The organism is Comamonas koreensis, from assembly GCF_014076495.1.
Classification (GTDB): domain Bacteria; phylum Pseudomonadota; class Gammaproteobacteria; order Burkholderiales; family Burkholderiaceae_C; genus Comamonas; species Comamonas squillarum.
The window spans coordinates 302,005-318,282 of sequence record NZ_CP043575.1; the positions used below are offsets into that span (position 1 = coordinate 302,005).

General features: G+C 67.1%; 13 protein-coding genes. 4 read left to right on the plus strand and 9 right to left on the minus strand.

The annotated features are described in order from the left end of the window. Positions 1–69: 69 nt before the first annotated feature. From F0Q04_RS01500 to F0Q04_RS01525, 6 genes are all read right to left on the minus strand, one after another. On the minus strand, positions 70–687 hold the full coding sequence (locus F0Q04_RS01500) for a 4'-phosphopantetheinyl transferase family protein (RefSeq protein ID WP_182344101.1): 618 nt from the start codon (positions 685–687) through the stop codon (positions 70–72). Between the two features lie 2 nt (positions 688–689). Then, positions 690–4,757, minus strand: coding sequence for a Pls/PosA family non-ribosomal peptide synthetase (locus F0Q04_RS01505; RefSeq protein ID WP_182344103.1), 4,068 nt, complete (start codon positions 4,755–4,757; stop codon positions 690–692). Positions 4,758–4,935: 178 nt separating this feature from the next. Continuing rightward, complete coding sequence (locus F0Q04_RS01510; RefSeq protein ID WP_182344105.1) at positions 4,936–6,402, minus strand: efflux transporter outer membrane subunit; 1,467 nt, start codon at positions 6,400–6,402, stop codon at positions 4,936–4,938. Continuing rightward, a complete protein-coding gene (locus F0Q04_RS01515) occupies positions 6,399–7,628 on the minus strand; it encodes an HlyD family secretion protein (RefSeq protein ID WP_116926731.1) in 1,230 nt (409 codons plus the stop codon). The genes F0Q04_RS01510 and F0Q04_RS01515 overlap by 4 nt, the downstream gene beginning before the upstream one ends. A gap of 42 nt (positions 7,629–7,670) precedes the next feature. Continuing rightward, positions 7,671–9,335 (minus strand): MFS transporter, encoded by a 1,665-nt coding sequence (locus F0Q04_RS01520; protein ID WP_182344107.1) that lies wholly within the window; start codon positions 9,333–9,335, stop codon positions 7,671–7,673. Continuing rightward, complete coding sequence (locus tag F0Q04_RS01525) at positions 9,332–9,916, minus strand: TetR/AcrR family transcriptional regulator (RefSeq protein ID WP_182344109.1); 585 nt, start codon at positions 9,914–9,916, stop codon at positions 9,332–9,334. The genes F0Q04_RS01520 and F0Q04_RS01525 overlap by 4 nt, the downstream gene beginning before the upstream one ends. A gap of 143 nt (positions 9,917–10,059) precedes the next feature. Between F0Q04_RS01525 and F0Q04_RS01530 the strand changes: the two genes are divergently transcribed. After that, the gene (locus tag F0Q04_RS01530) at positions 10,060–10,563 is read left to right on the plus strand and encodes a helix-turn-helix transcriptional regulator (RefSeq protein WP_182344111.1); all 504 of its coding nucleotides are present in this window, start codon (positions 10,060–10,062) and stop codon (positions 10,561–10,563) included. Between the two features lie 147 nt (positions 10,564–10,710). On the opposite strand, the gene alr is transcribed toward F0Q04_RS01530, so the two are convergent. Continuing rightward, entirely contained in the window at positions 10,711–11,814 is a 1,104-nt protein-coding gene (alr, locus tag F0Q04_RS01535; RefSeq protein ID WP_116926727.1) for an alanine racemase, read from the minus strand. Between the two features lie 141 nt (positions 11,815–11,955). Here alr and lplT point away from each other — a divergent pair, with 141 nt between their 5' ends. From lplT to F0Q04_RS01550, 3 genes are all read left to right on the plus strand, one after another. Further along, on the plus strand, positions 11,956–13,260 hold the full coding sequence (lplT, locus tag F0Q04_RS01540) for a lysophospholipid transporter LplT (protein WP_182344113.1): 1,305 nt from the start codon (positions 11,956–11,958) through the stop codon (positions 13,258–13,260). A gap of 110 nt (positions 13,261–13,370) precedes the next feature. Next, positions 13,371–14,252, plus strand: a complete 882-nt coding sequence (locus tag F0Q04_RS01545; protein WP_182344115.1) for a DMT family transporter — start codon at positions 13,371–13,373, stop codon at positions 14,250–14,252. 38 nt (positions 14,253–14,290) lie between these two features. Next, positions 14,291–14,788, plus strand: a complete 498-nt coding sequence (locus tag F0Q04_RS01550) for a glutathione peroxidase (RefSeq protein WP_182344117.1) — start codon at positions 14,291–14,293, stop codon at positions 14,786–14,788. A gap of 14 nt (positions 14,789–14,802) precedes the next feature. On the opposite strand, the gene F0Q04_RS24135 is transcribed toward F0Q04_RS01550, so the two are convergent. Together F0Q04_RS24135 and F0Q04_RS01555 are read right to left on the minus strand one after the other, a co-directional pair. Next, positions 14,803–14,928, minus strand: coding sequence for a hypothetical protein (locus F0Q04_RS24135; protein WP_260718468.1), 126 nt, complete (start codon positions 14,926–14,928; stop codon positions 14,803–14,805). 147 nt (positions 14,929–15,075) lie between these two features. Next, positions 15,076–16,176: a ProQ/FINO family protein gene (locus F0Q04_RS01555; protein ID WP_232539477.1), complete on the minus strand. Its 1,101-nt coding sequence runs from the start codon at positions 16,174–16,176 to the stop codon at positions 15,076–15,078. Between the last annotated feature and the right edge of the window lie 102 nt (positions 16,177–16,278).

Sequence of the window (16,278 nt, forward strand, 5' to 3'; positions counted from 1 at the left end):
GCTGCGCATTTTCTGCTAGCGGTGGGCGGGCAGACCAGTGTAACGGCCCCGCCAAAAACCAGATGCAGCCTAGGCCGAGGCACGCCAGGCCAGCGCAACTGCGCCCGCAGCACTGTCCAGATCCCAGAGCGCGATGCCGGCATTCCAGCCCTTTTGCCGGTGATCGGCTTCGGCCAGTGCCAGCCCGGCGCATTTGAGCTGGGCTTCCAGCCGCGCCCATTGCCGGGCAAAGCCGCGCTGCCAATCCATGCGCTGCAAGCCGGTCAGTGTGGCGGCCGCATCAGGCTCCAGGTACAGCGCAGCCACCGCCGGCCAGCCAGCGGCATCGATATCGGTCTGCGCATCCCCGGGCGGGCCCTGCACATCGATACCGACAGTGCCGCCTTGCGTGCAAGCCCACACCGCCAGCGCATCGGCATAGCTGATGGACAGTTGCCACCCTGGCAGCACCTGCCCGTTGCGCAGCAGCTGCGGCGCCTGGCCGGCCTGGCGCTGCACGGCCAGTTGCGCTGGCTCGCAGCCCAGCTGTGGCGCCAAGGTCTCGCCAATGGCCAGGTAGACGGCCTCGCGCATGGTCTCGCGCGGCAGCGCGCCTGATGGCGCTGCGCCCGCCATCACCACCGCCTGGGCCTGCACCCGGCCCTGCAGCGCTGGCGGCAAGGCCAGCGGCTGCCTGGTCCAGTTCAATGCTAAGCCCGCCATGGCGCGGCCGGCGCGCCCTGCCAGCGGGTGCCGGCGGGCAGGCGCTCGCCCTTCATCACCAGGGTCATCGGGCCCAGCTGCACGCCATCGCCCAGCTCGGCGCTGTAGAGCACGGTGCAGCGCGCGCCCACCGTGACCCGCGCGCCAATCACCACGTCATCGACCTTCATCACCCGGTCTTCAAACAAATGGGTTTGCGGGCAAGACAGCGCATTGAGCTCGCTGTGCGCGCCAATGGTCACGCAGTCATGCTCGGTGATGTCGGTGGTGTCCAGGTAGGCGCTGCTGGCAATCTTGCTACCCAGCAGGTTCATCGCCAGATTGAGCCAGGGCGTGCCGCGCAGGTAGCGCAGAAAATTGGGCACGGCAATGCCTTCGTACATGCTGGTCGTCGCCTCAGACAGCCAGACGAACGGCGTCCACATCGGCGCGGCCTTTTTGCGGTAGCGCCCCACCAGCAGCCACTTGAACAGCGCCACCGCCCAGAAGGCGCCCAGGCCAAAGACCATGCCGGCGACGGCCAGATCCAGCACCACCGCGCCCCAGCGGCCCGCTGCTGCCAACGGCATGGCGTCCAGCACAATCGCATAACCGGCGGCAATCACCAGCGCATGGGGCGCGCCAATGCGGAAGGCCTCGACCAGGCCCCGGCCCAGCACGCGGCGGCGTGACGGGGCAAAGGTCAGGTGGTCGGGGTAGCCCTGCACGACTTCGCGCGCCGGCAGGTTGATGGCCGGCGAGCCAATCCAGGTCTGGCCAGCCTGCATGTCGGCATTGCGCGGCACGGCCGACATCACCCCGATCAGCACCCCTTCGGGGATGGTCGAGCCATCGGGCACATAGGCACCATTGCCGATAAAGCTGCGGCGCGAGACCACCGTGGGCTGCACCGTCATGTAGCCGCCGTCGATGCGCTCGTCGCCCAGCATCACCGCATCGGCCACAAAGCACTCGTCGCCCAGGGTCAGCATATCGGGCACCACGCCCAGCGCGGTCGACAGCTCGGTGCGCTTGCCCACCTTGGCGCCCAGCATGCGGTACCAGCTGGCCGAAAACACCGTCGCATAGATGCCGTGCAAGGTCGCCAGGCTCCCCTCCTGGATCTGGTTGGTGAGCCACTTGCCCAGGTAGCGGCCGCTGTGCACCGACCAGGTGCCCGGCTGCAGCCGGGGCAGGAACAGGTAGCGGATCAAGGCGGCCACCAGCATGGTGCAGACCACCAGCACCAGGCTGGCAGGCAGCGCCAGCACAAAGAACTTGAAAAAGCGCAGGATAAAGGCACCCAGCGCATCGACCGTGCCGTCTTCGAGCAAAGGCCGCACCGAGATCGCGTCCACATCCAGCCAATCGATCAGCAAAAACGCCGGGAACACCGGCATGAAGAACAGGGTCGCGATGCTCAGGCCACCCACCGCATAGACCAGCATCTCCCAGGCGCGCCAGGCGGCGCTGGGCCGCAGGCGCTCGGGCATGCAGCTGGTGTCAAAGTCCGAGACGGGCTGGGCCGGTGAGCCGGTCCAGACGCTGCGCGCGGGCTGCACCTGGCCGTCGCTCAGGCTCGACTGCCCTTCCAGATGGGCCCAGTCGCCCAGGCGGGTATTGCCCTCCAGCACCACATAGGAGCCAATGCAGGCATCGGCACCGATATCGACCGTGCCCAGCAGCAGCCAGCCGCCTTCGACACGAGCATTCTCCAGGCTCACCACATTGCCCACGCTCGCTCCGGCGCCAATGCGCAGCAGATCCGGGGCGCGCACCGTCATCGAGCCCAGCAGCACATCGTTGCCGATCTTGGCGCCCAGCGCGCGCAGCCACAGCGGAAACAGCGACGAGCCGGTGATCATGCCCACCGGCACGGCTTCCACGAGCCGGTCGGCCAGCCACCAGCGGAAATAGGTCAGGCCCCAGAGCGGGTAGCGCCCCGGCTTGAGGCGGCCGGCAATCAGCCACTTGCCGGCCCAGGCCACGACAAACTCCAGCACCGTGGCCAGCGCAAAGGCGAGCACCGACACCGCAATGGCCACGGCAACCGAATCGTTCTCGTCACCGGTAAAGAAGTGGTAGGTGAAGAACGGCGCCAGCCATTGCGCCATCTTGACCAGCACCAGCAAAGGAATCGCCACCGCCTGCGCAGCGCCACAGCGCCAGCGGCGCAGCGCCGAATGCTCGCGGAAAGCGCGCGGCGCCGCAGCCGGCGCATCGTCCGCCACCATGCTGGCCTGCAGCGCCTGGGCAATCGCGCCCACGCGGCGCTGCTGGTAGATGGTGCTGACGGTGGCCTGCGCAAAACGCGCATCGGCGCGCAGCACCGAGGTCAGGCGCGCGGCAAACAGCGAGTGGCCGCCCAGGTCGCTGAAGAAATCGAGCGAGCGGCGGATGGGCTGGCCCGGGAACATCTGCGCCAGCGCGGCAAACAGCAGCGCCTCGGCCGGGGTCTCGGCGGTGTCCGAATCACCGCTGTCCACCGCGGCACTGAGCGCGGCGGCACGCAGCGCCTTGCGGTCGATCTTGCCCGAGGTCAGGCGCGGCATCAGCGCCAGCGCCTCAAAGCGGGCCGGCACCATATAGGGCGGCAGGCGCTCGGCCAGCGCGCTGCGTAGCGCAGCATGGCTGGGGGGCGTATCCAGCGGCACATAAAAGGCCACCAGCTGGTCGATGCCGTCATCCTTGCGCAGCAGCACCGCCGTGGTGCCCACACCGGGTTGCTGGGCCAGCACGGCCTCGATCTCGCCCAGCTCGACGCGAAAGCCACGGATCTTCACCTGGTCATCGGCCCGGCCCAGGCACTGCATCTGGCCTTTTTCATCGATGCGCGCCAGGTCGCCGGTGCGGTAGAGGCGCGTGTCGTGCGCCCCTGCCGGCCAGGGGTTGTCCAAGAACTTCTCGGCCGTCAGCTCGGGCCGGCCCAGGTAGCCGGCGGCCACGCCGCGGCCGGTAATGCACAGCTCGCCCACCTCACCGGCCGGCAGCCCCACCAAGCGGGGCGCGGTGCCGGCGGGAAAGCTGTCCGCCTCGATCACCTGCACGACCACCATGCTGTAGTTGGGCAGCGGCGTGCCGATGGTGACGGGCTCGCCCGCCTGCAGCTCGGCCAGGCTCGCCGATACGGTGGCCTCGGTCGGCCCATAGGTGTTGAACAGCTGGCGAGGCGCGCCGGTGCCCGAGCGCGCCCAGCGATCGACCAGCGCTTCGGGGCACATCTCGCCACCCAGGTTGATGATGCGCAGGCTGGGCACATCCTGCGCAAACAGCGCCAGCAACGTGGGCACGGCATGCAGCACGGTGACCTGCTGCTCCAGCAAGGCCTGCGGTAGCGCCTCGGGGTCGCCGGCAATCTCGCACGGCGCAATCCACAAGGTGGCGCCCACCAGGTAGCTGATCCAGATCTCCTCGAACGACATGTCAAAGGCCACCGAGAAGCCCTGGTAGACCTTGTCACCCAGGCGCACGCCCAGGCGCGCATTCTCGCTGCGCAAAAAGTGGCAGATGCTGCCCTGGTTGATGGCGATGCCCTTGGGCTTGCCGGTCGAGCCGCTGGTGTAGATCACATAGGCCGGATCGCCGGGCTGGGCATTGCTGCGCCGGCGCAGCGGGGTGCCAGCGGGCAGCTCGGCCAGCAGGTCCAGATCGGTCAGCAGCGGGCACAGCACCTGGGCATCGCGCAGGCCCTGCTGGGGCGTGGCAGCGGCCATCAGCAGCGCCTTGGCACTGGCGTCTTCGAGGCAGGTCGCAATGCGCTCGGGCGGTGTCTCGCTGTCAAAGGGCAGCCAGGCGGCGCCCGTCTTGGCAATGGCCAGCTGCAGGCTGAGCAGCGCGATGCCGCGCGGCAGCCACAGGCCCACCATATCGCCCGGGCCGATGCCCGCCTCCATCAGCCGGTGTGCCGCACGGCTGGCGTCGGCATCGAGCTGGGCATAGGTCAGCTGCCGCGCGCCGGCCATCAGCGCCACCTGCTCGGGGTGGGCATAGGCGGTGGCCTCGAACACATCGGCCAGCACCTCGTGGCGCAACAGATCGGGGCGCTCGGGCCCCCGCAAAACAACAGTCTCAGACATGGCAGCAATACCCGGCAGCTGCAGAAGGCGCAGGCGCACCGCCTTTCTGCACAAAACGCCCCAGAATGGGGCATTCGCGCATTATGCGGCGGCGCCAACGCCCGCCAGGCCGGGATCACCCCTGGCAAGGCCTGCCTGAGGGCTGGGCGCAACGCTTTGCGCCCGGCTTAAGCCCCGCCTAATCTGCGGCGGCGGGTTGCGCAGCGGCGGCCGGCAACACCGCATCGGCCGACCAGCCCCCGCCCAGCGCGCGGTACAGCGCAATCTGGTTGTCCAGCCGGCTTTGGCGCAGGTTCACCAGCTCGGTCTCGGCCTGGAACAGGTTGCGCTGGGCATCGATCTGCTCCAAGTAGGACGCATAGCCCGCCTCGTAGCGGTCCTTGGCATAACCCAGGGTCTGGGCCAGCACGGCGCGGCGGCGCTCGGCGGCCTGCTCCTGCTCGGCCAGGCGCTGCACGCCCACCAGCGCGTTTTCCACATCGCCCAGGGCCGACAGCACCGCGCCCCGGTAGGCGTAGGCGGCCTGGTCGCGCTGGGCCGTGGCGCTGTCGTACTGCGCGTCGAGCCGGCCGCCATCCAACAGCGGCGCCAGCGCGCTCGCGCCCAGGCTCCAGACATTGATGGGGTTGTATTGCAGCGCATTGACAAACAGCCGCCCCGCGCTGGCGCTGAGGTTGACCTGGGGCAGGTAGGCGGCGCGGCTGGCGCGCAGGCTGGCATCGCTGGCGGCCAGGTTCAGCTCGGCCTGCACCAGGTCCGGCCGGCGCCGCAGCAGGGACGAGGGCAGTGCAGCGGGCACCACCGGCATCTGCAGCCGGGCAAAGCCCTGGCCGTCGGCCGCAGCCGTATCGCGCACGGCGGGCACGTCACCGGCCAGCAATTGCAACGCGTTGTACTGGCGCGCAATGGCCAGCTCCAGCGGCGGGATCTGGCCCTGGATGGCCTCGTACTCGGCCTGCGCCTGCGTCACCTGCAGGCGCGAGATATAGCCCACCGATTCCTGGTCCCGCGCCAATTGCAGCGCGGTGCTGCGGGTCTGCAGGGTCTGGCGCGTCTGGGCCAGCTGCGCCTCGCGGCCCAGCAGATCGACATAGGCCTGGGCCGTGGTGGCCGCCACCGTCAGCGCCACCGCATCGCGGTCGGCCTGGCTGGCGCGGTACTGCAGATCGGCTGCGGTACTTCGGTCACCCAGGCGGCCCCAGAGATCGGGCTCCCAGCTGGCCTGCAGTTGGGGCTGGACGGAGCGGCTGGTGGTGATGCCCGAGGTGGTCAAGGTGTGGGTGGCGCCCACATTGGCGCCCAGCGACAGGCTGGGTTGCAGCGCGGCATCGGCCGCCGCCAGCTGGGCGCGGGCTGCGGCCACTCGGGTGCCGGCCACCTGCAGGTTGGCATTGCGCGCCAGCGCCGCCTGCACATAGCCGTTGAGCTTTTCATCGCCAAAGGCCTGCCACCAGGCGGTGGGCACCGCCGCTTGCGGCCCGCTGGTGGCAGCAGCCTCGGTCTGCGCCCAGGTGCTGGGCACGGTGACGGCCGCATCGGTGGGCGCCTGGCGCAGTGCCGGCGCACAACCGGCCAGCAGCAGGGCCATGCCCAGGACCGTCAGCGTGGTGGCGGCCGAGCCTTGCAAAAACCGGCTGCGGGTCATGGCCGGTCTCCTTGCGCTGCGGCCTTGGCTGCGCGCGTGTCCACATGCACTTCGACGGACATGCCCGGGCGCAGGCGGGCGGCGAGCGGCTGGTTCGGGTCGATCGCAATGCGGATCGGCAGGCGCTGCACGATCTTGATGAAGTTGCCCGATGCGTTGTCGGCCTTGATGACGCTGAACTCCGAGCCGGTGGCCGGTGCCATCTGCTCGATACGGCCAGTCAGCTCGGCGCCTTCGAGCGCATCGACATAGAAGCTCGCCGCCTGGCCCTGCTGCATGTGGGCGATCTGGGTTTCCTTGAAGTTGGCCACCACCCACAGCTGCTCGGGCACCAGGAACAGCAGCTGCGTGCCCGAGGCCACATACTGGCCCAGGCGCACCGAGGCCTCGCTGATCTGGCCATCGCGCGGCGCACGCACCACGGTGTTGTCCAGGTCGATCTGGGCCAGGCCCAGCTGGGCTTGGGCGGCCTTCACCTGCGCTTCCAGGCTGGCGCGTGCCACCTGGGTGGATTTGATGCTCTGCTCGCCAATGCGGATATCGGCCTGCGCCTTTTGCACATTGGCCTTGGCCAGCTGGCTGGTAGCACGCGACTGGTCGCGCTCGCGCAGCGACACCGAGCCGCGCGCGGCCAGGTCCTCGACCCGCTGCAGATCGGCTGCCGCGCGGCGCGCTTCGGCGTCCACCGCCGACAGGCTGGCCTGGCGCGCACCCAGGTTGGCCCGGTTTTGCGCCTGGGTCTGGTCCGAGTTGGCCAGCTGCGCGCGGGCATTGTCGAGCTGCGCCTGGGCCTGGGCCACTTTTTCGGCATAGATGCGGTCATCGATGCGCAGCAGCACATCACCGCGCTTGACATGGGCATAGTCCTGCACGTTCACTTCCGTCACATAGCCGCTGACCTGGGGCGCCAGCACGGTGATCTGGCCGCGCACATAGGCGTTGTCGGTGCGCATCACGTCGGAGGCAAAGGGCGGCAGCTTCCAGGCCCAGAGCACCAGCAGCACGCCGGCCAATGCGACGACCGCCATGGTCAGCACCGCGCGGCGGCTGGGCCGGATCAGCTTGGCCGTCGGCGATGCTGTGGGTGCCGGGGTGGCTGCCGTAGCAGCGGCTGCCGACGCTTGGGCAGCCGATGCGGCGGCCGCAGCCGCCGTGGCTTGGGGGGCAGCGGGCTGCGCTGCGGGAGCGGGGGCCGCTTGGGGGGTGGGTTTTTCAGTATCAGCCATTGTTGTTGCTTTGTAGATAGGGATCGAAAAAGGGGATGGAGGTCAGACGGGCGCCGGCAGCTCACCCCGGCGCCGCGCCAGCCAGGCCAGCATGTGCTGGCGCAGCACGCGGTAGAACGCCCAGGCCAGAAAGGCCAGCGCCATCGCGCCAATCACGCGGAACACATCGTTGAAGGCGCGCACCGCCGCCTCACGCCGGATCACTTGCACCAGCTGGGCCTGGCTTTGGGCGCCGCGCTGCACCGGGTCGGTGATGGTGCGGCCGAGCGACTGCGACTGCTGGGCCAGGCGCTGCGCAACCAGCGGGTTGGTCACCGGCATATCGGCCGCAATCGCCTGCGTGTAGAGCTGGGCGCGCTGCTGCTGGATGCTGCCCAGCAGCGCGGGGCCGAGCAGACCGCCCAGACTTTGGGTGACCGAGAACAGCACGACAAAGGTGACCATGTGGTCCAGCCCCTTGCCCAGCGCGCGCTGGATGCCGATCATCATCACCGGCCCCATGAACAGCGCCGCCGAGAACGCGATCAGGAACTGGCTGAAGAAAAAGTCATGCGGACGGCTCAGGCTGGTGGAGTGCAGATCCAGCCAGCCGCCCACGCCGATCAGCAGGATCGAGGTCAGGATCTGCGGCAGGATGGCCTGGGGGCTGAAGGTGGCAGCACCCACGATCACGCCCAGCAGCATGCCGACAAAAATGACGCCGTACAGCGCCTGCAGCTGCTCGGGCACCACGCCCATCGCGCGCAGCAGGCCGACCACGCCATAGTTCTGCTCCGAGATCATGAAACGCATCATGATGGCGCCGGCCATGAAGGTCAGCGTCGTGGGGTGCATCAGCCAGCGCAGCTGGATCAGCGGCGTGCGCCGGCTGTATTCCAGCAGGGCGGCCAGCGCAAACAGCACCAGCGACGCGATCAGCGCATAGGCCAGCCAGGGGGCGTTGAACCACCAAGCATTGACGCCCTGGGCCAGCACCGCGCACAGCAGGCCCACCGCAGGCGCCACCAGCAGGAAGGTCACAAAATCCAGCGGCTCGAACACATGGATCTGCAGGCCGCGCGGCAGCTTGAGCACCACCACGGCGGCAAAGGCCATCAGCGCCAGACCCGCCTCGAATGCATACAGATGGGGCCAGGGGTTGACGTTGACCAGCGAAGGCGACAGCACCCAGGCCAGCGGCACGGCGATCGAGGACATGTTCATGCCCAGGATGAAGGCCGAGGGCACCTTGGAGGCCGGAAAGCCCTGCATCACATACATGACGGCCAGCGAGGTGGTGGTGGCACCGGCAAAACCGGCGACGGCCCGCACCACGATGGACATGGTGTAGCCTTCGACAAACACGTGCAGCAGCGCCAAGAGCGCATAGATGCCCAGGCCCCATTCGGCAAACACCCGCAGGCCCAGCTGCTGGCGGCTTTTGAAGACCAGCAGGTTGGCCGTCACATTGACCATCACATAGGCCGCAGGCAGCCAGGCGGCCTCGACCGCTGTCAGGCCCAGCTGGCCCTGAATCGAGGTGAGGTTGGCCGTGACCAGGCCATTGCCCAGACCCCCAACCAGCCCGACAAACAGACCCACCATGATGTAGGCAATGCGCCGGGGCAGCGTATGCTGCAGCCGCGCGGGCGAGCCCGGCAGCACGGGGCGCTCATGCGTCTCCCAATCCGGGGGTTGCTCGACATAGCGAAAGGCAGGCGCGTTCATACCGTCTCCCTGGCATCCATGCGCAGGCCCTCGGTGATCAGCTGCCAGGCGCGGTCGCTCAGCTGCAGGCGCTCGGCCGGCGTGCGGCCGCGCCGCGCCGCGCTGAACATGCCCACAATCAGCAGCAGATCAGCGCCCTGCAGATCCTCCCGGCAGCGCCCTGCCGCCTTGGCTTGCAGCAGCAAGGGCGTCACCAGCGCCAACAGGCGCGCGCGCAGGTCGACGACCAAGGGGTCATCGAGCGGCAGCGAGCGCCAGTAATCGCTCAGCGGAACGGTCAGCACCGAGTCATGCGCCCAGAGGCGCAGAAACTCGAACAGCGCATCGGCATCACCCGTCTCACTCAAGGCATGGGCCTTGGCGGCCAGCCGCTCCAGGATATGGATCAGCAAGGCCCGCAGCAGCGCCGAGCGGTCCGCAAAATTGCGGTACAGCGTCGTGCGGCTCACCCCGGCGCGCTCGGCCACCACATCCAAAGCCACCGTCACCCCCTGCTCGGTAAACACATGCAGGGCCGCATCGAGCAACTGGCTGCGATGGGCCAGCGCATCACTGCGGGGTTGGCGTTCTTTGGTGGTCATGGGGTGGAGGCAAAAGCATTAAACGTACAAAACTGTACGCTAATTTTTTCAGGCCTGCACAAACCCTGAGAGCATCAGGGTAAACCCGTGGGTGGTTTTATTTATAGATTTGTATTTTTTGGGCTGAACACTAATATCTATGAATGCCTCGCCAAAATTCGCCGCCCTCGGACTACCCGGAAATCGTGCTGCAGCAGATCAAACAGCTGGGCCTGAACATTGCGATTGCACGCAAGCGTCGTGGTGAATCACAGGCGCAATGGGCCATGAGGCTGGGCGTTTCGCAACCCACAATGGCCCGTATCGAGCGTGGGGACCCATCCGTGGCCATGGCGTCCTATGTGATGTGCATCTGGTTGGTCAATCCACGCAGTTCTCTGGCGGAACTGATTGCGCCGCAGCATGACCATGGCGCGCTGGAGAAAGAAATAGCACGCGTCCGGAGCAAGCGCTCACTCGACAAGCAAGCCAACCTCTACAGTGCAAGCGCAAAGGAAGCTCCACCAGACGCGGGACCGCCTGGCCAAGCGGGGTCAGCCATTTCCCCGCTGAAAAAAATGTCATCCACACAGACAGGCCCTGGCTTTTCCAGCATCCACCCGGGTATTGCAGCGCTGCTGAACAAATCCCACCCAAATGAGCCATGAGTGAACTCGCAGCCAGCATCGACCGCGACGCGCTCAGACGGCAAAGGCAGGCTTTTCTTTAAAGTCTGCGGGGCTGGAAGAGTCCTTCAACAACGAAGGCGCAGCGCCAACCCAGCCCTTGACGAATCTGCCTATTTTTGAGGCATCTCAGCGCCCATCCACGACCACCGGCACCCGTGGCGCCACCGCGCACATCAGCTCATAGCCCACGGTGCCAGCGGCCTGGGCCACTTCGTCGATGGAGAGCACCGTGCCGTTGGCCGCGCGGCCCCAGAGGGTGACCTCGCTGCCCCAGCCCGCTTGGGGGATGTCCGTGAGGTCGACGGTCAGCATGTCCATGCTGACCCGGCCGATCAGGCGCGAGCGCTGGCCGTCGACCAGCACGGGGGTGCCGTTGCCGCAGTGGCGCGGGTAGCCGTCGGCATAGCCGCAGGCGACGACGCCGATGCGCATGGGCTTGCCGGCGGTGAACGCCGAGCCATAGCCGACGGTGTCGCCGGGCTGCAGCTCCTGCACGCCGATGACCTTGGCCGACAAGCTCATCGTCGGCTGCAGGCCCCAGTCATCTGCCGTTTGCAGCGGGTAATCGGGCGCGCTGCCGTAGAGCAGGATGCCGCCGCGCACCCAGTCGCCGCGCTCGCTGGCCGACATACCGGGGTTGCGCAGCATCGCGGCGCTGTTGCAGATGCTGCGCTCGCCGGGCAGGTCCAAGGTGGTCTGGTTGAACAGCGCCATGGCCGCGCCAATGCCCTTGGCGGTGTCGGCATCGCTGAAATGGGTGATGAAGGAAATCTCGTCGACCTGGGGCAGCGCATTGAGCCGGGCCCAGGCCGAGCGGTAGCGCTCGGCGGTGAAGCCCAGGCGGTTCATGCCGGAGTTCATCTTCAAAAACACGCGGTGGGGCTGCTGGGTCTTGTGGGCGGCGAGCCAGTCGATCTGCTGGTCGCAGTGCACCGTGTGCCAGAGGTTCAGGCGCGAGCACAGCTCCAGGTCACGGGCATCGAAAACGCCTTCGAGCAGCAGGATCGGGCCGCGCCAGCCCAGATCGCGGATGCGCTGCGCCTCGGACGGCTCCAGCAGCGCAAAGCCGTCAGCGGCGCGCATGCCATCAAACACCTGCTCGATGCCATGGCCGTAAGCGTTTGCTTTCACCACACACCACAGCTTGGCGTCTTGGGCCGCCAGACGGGCACGTGCCAGGTTATGTTGCAAGGCAGCAGTGTGAATGGTGGCTAGAATGGGGCGCGGCATGGCAAATACTCACAACAAGATTATGAAAACCCCTAGTATTCTGGCACCGTGCTTTCGCCCCTGCGTGCTATAACCTCGACTCCCTACACGCAGCTTACAAATTTCTCGCGCCATTAGCATCCCTTATCAGCCTCCCAACGAATGAAGCGCGGTTTCTACACCATCATGTCGGCGCAGTTTTTCAGCTCGCTGGCTGACAACGCCCTGTTTGTCGTTGCCGTCGATCTGTTGATCAGCGCAGGCGCTGCGGAGTGGCAGCGTGCCGCCCTGGTGCCCATGTTCGCGCTGTTCTACGTGATCCTGGCACCGTTTGTGGGCGCCTTTGCCGATGCCTACCCCAAGGGGCAGGTGATGTTCATCAGCAATGCGATCAAGGTGATCGGCTGCCTGCTGATGCTGTTTGGCCACCACCCGCTGCTCGCCTATGCCGTCGTCGGCCTGGGCGCTGCCGCCTACTCCCCGGCCAAGTACGGCATCCTCACCGAGCTGCTGCCGGCCAGCCAGCTGGTGCGGGCCAATGGCTGGATCGAGGGGCTGACCATTACCTCGATCATCCTGGGCGTGCTGCTGGGCGGCCAGCTGGTGGGCCCGCAGGTCTCGGGCTGGCTGCTGTCCTTTGATCTGCCCTTGATCGACACCCCCATTGATACCCCTTCCGAGGCGGCGATCTGCGTGATCGGTCTCTTGTACGCAGGTGCGGCCTGGTTCAATACCCGCATCCCCCGCACCAATACCAAGCTGGTTCCGCTGCGCCAGGACATGGAGCGCAGCATGTTCTCCAACGTGATGGACCTGCTGCCCGACTTCTGGCGCTGCAACAGCCGCCTGTGGCGCGACAAGCTCGGCCAGATCTCGCTGTCGACCACCACCCTGTTCTGGGGCGTGTCGGGCAATCTGCGCTATATCGTGCTGGCCTGGAGTGCGGTGGCACTGGGCTACAGCACCACCAAGGCCTCGGCGCTGGTCGGCGTCGTCGCCATCGGCACGGCAGTTGGCGCCATCCTCGCTTCGATGCGTATGAAGCTCGACGGCGCCACGCGCGTGATCCCGCTGGGCATTGCGATGGGCCTGCTGGTGGTGTGCATGAACTTTATCCATAGCATCTGGCTGGCGGTGCCGTTTCTGGTGGTGCTGGGCGGCCTGGGTGGCTTTCTGGTGGTGCCGATGAACGCCCTGCTGCAGCACCGGGGCCACAACCTGATGGGCTCGGGCCGCTCGATTGCGGTGCAGAACTTCAACGAGCAGGCCTGCATCCTGGGCCTGGGTGTCGTCTACAGCATGTTCACCCGCTTTGGCATGTCGGCCTATGGCGCCATCACCTGCTTTGGCCTGCTGGTGGCCGGCATCATGTGGTGCATCCTGCTGTGGCACCGGCATAATTGCAAGCAGCATCCGCAGGAAGTCCAACGGCTGCTGGACATTGCCCGCCACGACCACCACCACTGAGTGATCCGCCGGTGGGCCTCGCGCCAAGCCCATCCGCCCCTCCTGCATCCCTTAGAAAAATTGAAAGCGGACAGCGCCTGTTGACCCCAGGCGCTGTTTCACATCGCCCCATGCTCACCGCGCTGCCCTTTTTAGCCCTGATGACCAACGCCCTGATCTGGGGCACGATCTGGTGGCCGTTCCGCCAGCTGCAGGCCCTGGGAGTGCACCCGGTGCTGGGCACGGCCCTGGTCTACCTGATCCTGTTTTGCGGGCTGCTGCTGGTCAAACCGGCGGCAGCGGCCATTGCCCGGCGCCACCCGCTGCTGCTGCTGCTGGCCTTTACCTCGGGCAGCACCAATGTGCTGTTCAACTGGGCGGCCACCACCGGCGATGTGGTGCGCGTGGTGCTGCTGTTTTATCTGATGCCCGCCTGGTCGGTGCTGCTGGCCTGGTACTTTCTGGGTGAAAAGCCCAACAAGTACTCCATCCTGCGCCTGGTGCTGGCCTTCAGCGGCGTGCTGATCGTGATGATTCCGGCCGGCGCCACCTGGCAGAGCCTGACAGCCAACCTTTCGCTGCCCGATGCGCTGGCCATTGTCGGGGGCTTTACCTTTGCTGGCACCAATGTGGTGTTGCGCAGCCAGTACCGCGTGCCGGGTGAGGCGCGCATGCTGGCCATGTTCTTCGGCGGCCTGGTGGCCGCCGGTGCCATGTCGGTGTTGGGCATCTCCCTGGGCCGCATGCCGGCCGTGCCCGATATCGCCTGGGGCTGGCCGCTGATGGTGCTGGTCGTCGCTGTGCTGATCATGCTGAGCAACTGGACCTTGCAATACGGCGCCTCGCGCCTGGCCGCCACCACCGCAGCGGTGGTGATGCTGTCCGAGGTGGTCTTTGCCAGCGCCTCCAATGTGCTGATCGAGGGCACAGTGCTCTCGGGCCGCCTGCTGCTGGGCGGCGCGCTGGTGCTGTCGGCCTCGCTGATCGCGGCGCTGGAGTCGCGCCTGCCCTGAGTGGCGCTGAACGAGGGTTAGCGACTAAGATAGCCGCCATGCCCGCAACACCGCACACCATCCAGGACTTTGTTCTCCACGACGCCAGCGCCAAGCCCCTGCCGCTGTCGCGCTATGCCGGCCAGGTGGTGCTGGTGGTCAACACGGCCACCGCCTGCGGCTTTACGCCGCAGCTCCAAGGGCTTGAAGCCTTGCAGCAACAGTATGGCCCCCAGGGCCTGCAGGTGCTGGGCCTGCCCTGCAACCAGTTTGGCGCCCAGGCCCCCGGCAGCAACACCGAGATTGCGCAGTTTTGCGAGCTGAACTACCAGACGAGTTTCCCAAGCCTGGCCAAGGTGGAGGTCAACGGCCCGCACACCGACCCGCTGTTTGTCTGGCTCAAGGCGCAGGCCCCGGGCCTCCTGGGTGGGCGGATTCTGTGGAATTTCACCAAGTTTCTGGTCGGGCGCGATGGCCGCACGGTGCAGCGCTTTGCCCCGATGACCAAGCCGGCCAAGCTGGCAGCCGCTATCGAAAAAGCCCTGGCTGCTTCGTAAACACCGGCCGGCGCTCAGTCCATCAACGCCGTCTCCAGCCCGGCGGCAATGCTGGCCAGGCCCGCAATCACGCAGACCGCACCCCAGAACTTGCGCAGCCAGCGGCGATTGCGCTGGGCTTGGGGGGTATCGGGCTTCATGGCGTACTCCTTGCGCAGATGGTGGTCATCCGCAGGTCTCAGGAACTCAGTGTAAGCAGCGGCGGGTCAGCGAGCAAGCCAGGGGCATAAAAAAAGCTGTCCACGCTCCAGAAGCGTGGGCAGCTTTTTGCTGGGCGAATGCCGGGCTTATTCAGCAGCAGCGCTGTCGTCGGCCTTGGCAGCGGCCGGCTCGGCCGCATCGCCCTCGTCCGCCGCTTCGGGGGCCGCAGGGGCGGCTGCCGGGCGAGCAGCAATCGCCTGGGTCTGGGCGGCGCGGTGCAGGTGGCGCTCCACAGCAGCAGGGTGCATGCCGTACATATCGGCAAACTCGGCCACGCTCTTGCCGCTGGCGGCATGGGCGGTGGCCAGGGCCTCAGCCTTGGCATCGAACTCGGCTACTTCCTGCATGGCGGCAGCCAGCAGTGCCTGGGTCGCTTCATCCTTGACCTGGACCTTGGCCAGGAAGTCGTCGCGGCTCAGGTCGGACGCGATATAGGCCATGCCGATGCGGCGGCGCAGCTTGAGCTGCAGGTCTTCGCCGTCGCGCGGCTTGCGGCGGCGGAAGGACTCCACCAGCGCATGGAACACGTGCTCGGGCGCCATCGCCTCGACGACCTGGCCTTGCAGGTCATGGCGGGGCTGGCCCATGGCCACGGCGTTGAGGTAGCGGGTCGAGCGGGTATGCAGGCCCAGGGCCACCTTCAGCTCATTCTTCTCGAAGGCATCGGGGTGGGCGGCCATCAGGTCCTGGAACACACCGCGCTTGAGCGGCAGCGGCTGGTCGCCAAACAGTGCAGGGTACAGACCGGCGAGCTTTTCCACCACGGGGTGGCGTGGGCGGGCAGGGGCCTTGGGCGCAGCGGGGGCCGCCTGGCCACCGTCACGGCGTGGACCACGGCCGCCGCCAGCGCCCTGGCCTTCGCGGCGTGCGCCATTGCCGGGCTTGTTGCTGCGGCGGGGCGCCTGGCCCGTGCGGGCGGGGCGCTCACTGCGCGCCTGGCGCTGCACCGGCGCGGCATCGGCTTCGACCGGGGCCGCTGGCGCAGCGGCCACTTCCAGCGCATGGCCCTTGGTGGCCGCGCGCAGCGCATCGGCCATGGCCGAGTTCAGCACCGGCGCTTGGCCTGAAGGGCGCTCGCGGCGCTCCTGCTTGGGCTGGCGACGCGTATCACCGCCCGCTGCGGGCGCTGCCGCAGCTGGTGCCGGTGCGGAAGCATCAGAAGAGGTGGGGAGGGTCGGTTCGGTCATAAACAGAGGCTGGCGCAGAAAAAAGTGCAGACCCGCCAAGAGCAGCTGCACCGGTAAAAAGCAAAACGCCCTGGATCACCCAAGGCAAGACTGCAAGTATAA